A 3,543-nucleotide genomic window follows, 5' to 3' on the forward strand; every position below is an offset into this window, starting at 1 on the left:
GGGCCGCGGGCTTCTGGGCCGGTGTCTTCACAGGCTCGGTCGGCGCGGCCCCCGCGGCCGCGGCACCGGGCTTGTAGTCGGCGAAGAAGTCCCACCAGGCTCGGTCAACCGAATTCGGGTCCTGGAGGTACTGCTGATAGATCTCGTCGACGAGCCACTCATTGGGACCGAAGGCGGCGGCAGGGTTCTTTCCCTGCCCGGCTTGGTCGGTCTCGGTCGAGATGCTCGAGTTACTGGGGGACTGCGACACGGCGGTAACCGCCCTCTTCCGCTTCTCACAAGGTGATGGACAGCGGGAATAAAGGCTACGCCTCCATCGGCGGGACGTGCAGACCGGGCCGGTCATCCGTCGCGTAAGTCACACCGGAGGCGGGGTTTCGGGCCGGGAAATGGCGGGAAACAAGCGGGGTTCCGCATGCGTGCGTCGCGCGCCGGGCGCGTACGGGTACGCCAGGGCGCGGCTTGACCTCCGCCTGACCGAAACCCTACGTCAACTTTGCGGTCGCGGTTCTCCCGGAAGAGTGACCTTGATCCGGCAGCCCCGAGCCGATTCGGCCACGCCTATCCGGCCGCCGTGCAGGTCCACGGCCCAGCGCGCGATGGCGAGGCCGAGGCCCGTGCCGCCGTCGCCCTTGCCGTTGCCGCCGCCCTGTCCCGCGTTGCCGCGGTTGAAGCGCTCGAAGACCCGGTGCCACTCCGACTGCGGGATGCCGGGGCCCTCGTCGAGCACCTCCAGGTCCAGCGACTCGGGGAAGGCGCCGCGCCGGGCCCGTACGGTGACGCGGCCGTGCGGCGGGGAGTGCTTCACGGCGTTGTCGATGAGATTCGCCACTACCTGGTGGATGCGCTCGGGATCGGCGTGCGCGGTCAGCTCCGGCGGGGAGACGTCCAGGTGGAGGTGGACGTCGGTACGGGTGTGCGTACCGGAGCCGGAGGCGATGCCCGCGCGCTGGGACACCGCCATGTTGGCTTCCTTCAGCACGCCCGACAGATACGGCCAGACCTCGAAGCGGCGGGCCTTGAGCGGCACCACGCCGTTGTCCAGGCGGGACAGGTCGAGGAGGGTCTCGACGAGACGGCCGAGGCGCTCCGTCTGTTTCAGCGCCGTCCGCATCGTCTCGGGGTCGGCCGACATGACGCCGTCGACCACGTTCTCCAGGACCGCGCGCAGGCCCGCGATCGGGGTGCGCAGCTCGTGCGAGACATTCGCCACGAGTTCCTTGCGCTGCTCGTCCTGGGCCGCCAGCTCGTCGGCCATGCGGTTGATCGTGACCGCCAGGTCGCCCAGCTCGTCACGGCGGTCCGCGCCGCGGACGCGGCGCGTGTAGTCGCCGTTCGAGATGGACCGGGACACCGCGTTCATCTCGTCCAGCGGCGCGGTGAGGCTGTGCGCCACGAACTGGGTGATCAGCAGCGTCGCGATGATCGAGAACACGGTGATGAAGCGCAGCTCCGTCGCCGTGTACATCGCCACCATGAGCAGCCCCGTCGTGATGAAGACGGAGACGACGACCAGCGTGCCGAGCTTCGCCTTGATCGAGAAGGGGCGCAGGCCGCCGGTGGCCCACTGCGGGCCGAGGTGCGTGTTCATCGGAGGCCGGTGAGGGCGTCCGTACGGTGCCCGGTCCCCGGTGCTCATGGGGTCGGCGTCTCCAGCGCGTAGCCGACGCCGTGCACGGTGCGGATGCGCTCCGCGCCGATCTTCCGGCGCAGCGCCTTGATGTGGCTGTCGACGGTGCGGGTGCCCGAGGCGTCCGCCCAGTCCCACACCTCGGCGAGCAGCTGCTCGCGGGAGAGGACGGCGCGGGGGGTGTTCGCCAGGCACACCAGCAGGTCGAACTCGGTGGGCGTGAGGTGGACGTCCTCGCTGCGCACCCGGACCCGGCGCTGCGCGTGGTCGATCTCCAGCTCGCCGAGCCGCAGTATGCCGCTGCGGGGGGTCGCGGCGGCGAGGGCCGCGCGCTCCACCCGGCGCAGCAGCACGTGGACGCGGGCCGCCAGTTCCCGCATCGAGAACGGCTTGGTCATGTAGTCGTCGGCGCCGACGCCGAGGCCGACCAGCATGTCCGTCTCGTCGTCGCGTGCGGTCAGCATCATGACCGGTACCGGCCGCTGCGCCTGCACGCGACGGCAGACCTCGAGCCCGTCGAAGCCGGGCAGCATGATGTCGAGGATCAGCAGGTCGGGCTGCCACGCCTCGGCCGTGTCGACCGCGGCCGGGCCGTCCTGTGCGGTTTGCACCAGGAATCCCTCGGCCCGCAGCCGGGCGGCGATGGCGTCCACGATCGTGGGGTCGTCCTCGACGACGAGAACCCGTCGCTGGGCGCCCGGGGTCGCCGTGCTGCCGTTCTGGGAGGTGTGTGTCTGCTCCATCGCCCCGCCCCTGAATGCGCGCCTGCGTGGCGCGCTTGACGCTTGAATGATCTGGGTTTCGGACGTCAGCGTACGGGGAGTTACCGCCGGTCGGCTACGCGGCCCGTACTGCGAGGTGCACCACGTCCGGTACGCCTCGGACAACGGGGATCTCTTCGGTGCGGACCGCCCGGAATCCGGCATTCCGCAAGGTTCCTTCGAAATTTGCGGACGGCTGTGCGGACCAAATGGCCAGTACGCCACCGGGGTTGAGGCGGGCCCGGCAGGCCGCCAGGCCCGCGGGGGAGTAGAGGCTGTCGTTGTCCTCGGTCACGGTCCAGTCCGGGCCGTTGTCGATGTCGAGGCAGAGGGCGTCGTACGTGACGCAGCTCTCGTGGAGGTGGCGGACGAGGTCGGACGCGACGATCTCCGTGCGGGGGTCCGCGAGGGCCGGGGCGGTCAGGTGCCGCAGCGGGCCCGTCAAGTGCCAGTCGATGACGGCCGGTTCGCGCTCGACCACGGTGATGCGGCCCCAGCGGGGGTCGGCGGCGGCGTGGGTGAGGGAGAACCCGACGCCGAGGCCGCCGATGAGGACGGCGGGCTGCTCGCGGTCCGGGGTCAGTGCGTCGCGGGCCGCGTCGATCAGGAGGCGCTCCGAGCGGCCGTCGGACGTGTCCATCAGGAACGTGCCGTTGGCGATGATCTGGAGCAGACCGCCGTGCCGACGCAGGACGACCTCGCCGTACGGGCCCTCGCGGCGGTCCAGGGTGACCGGGCCCTCTTCGGGGTGGTACGTGCTGCTCATCCCGCCATCCTGTCGCAGGCGGACCACACAGGGTGGGCCGATCGCCGAGTCGGGAGTGTGCGGGGTGCTTGCGCGGTCCGGCGTGCGGCGATCCCGTGGTGGGGCGCGGTCGTGGCGGGGTGGCCTCCTCGGCGGGATAGGCGCGAGGGCCGTCTGGGCGGCTGTGGCGCGGTGTCGTCGGGTGCAGCGGGTGCCCCATGGGGGCCGCCCCCGCCTGTCCTACCCCGTGGCACCCCGGAGTGGGTGTTCACCACCGGGCCGGAGTGCGGCGGGCCGGAGTGCGGCGGTCCGGTGGTGGGGCGGGCAGTCGGGGTGGGGTGGCCTCGTTGGCCGGGTCGGGGCGTGGGCCGCCTGGGCGCCGTCGGCACGGTGGGGAGCCGGGGCCC

General features: G+C 71.6%; 4 protein-coding genes. All 4 read right to left on the reverse strand.

Features of this window, described 5'->3' with window-relative positions; all coding sequences use genetic code 11:
- On the reverse strand, positions 1-250 hold a 250-nt coding region (locus tag G3I40_RS07015; RefSeq protein ID WP_164301292.1), incomplete at its 3' end, for a hypothetical protein.
- A gap of 240 nt (positions 251-490) precedes the next feature.
- Positions 491-1,591, reverse strand: coding sequence for a HAMP domain-containing sensor histidine kinase (locus tag G3I40_RS07020; RefSeq protein WP_164301293.1), 1,101 nt, complete (start codon positions 1,589-1,591; stop codon positions 491-493).
- A 44-nt stretch (positions 1,592-1,635) separates the two neighbouring features.
- Entirely contained in the window at positions 1,636-2,373 is a 738-nt protein-coding gene (locus G3I40_RS07025) for a response regulator transcription factor (RefSeq protein WP_164301294.1), read from the reverse strand.
- A gap of 94 nt (positions 2,374-2,467) precedes the next feature.
- On the reverse strand, positions 2,468-3,157 hold the full coding sequence (locus tag G3I40_RS07030; protein WP_164301295.1) for a spermidine synthase: 690 nt from the start codon (positions 3,155-3,157) through the stop codon (positions 2,468-2,470).
- Positions 3,158-3,543 lie beyond the last annotated feature (386 nt).

Origin of the sequence: Streptomyces sp. SID14478, from assembly GCF_010548525.1 — a bacterium.
Lineage (GTDB): Bacteria > Actinomycetota > Actinomycetes > Streptomycetales > Streptomycetaceae > Streptomyces.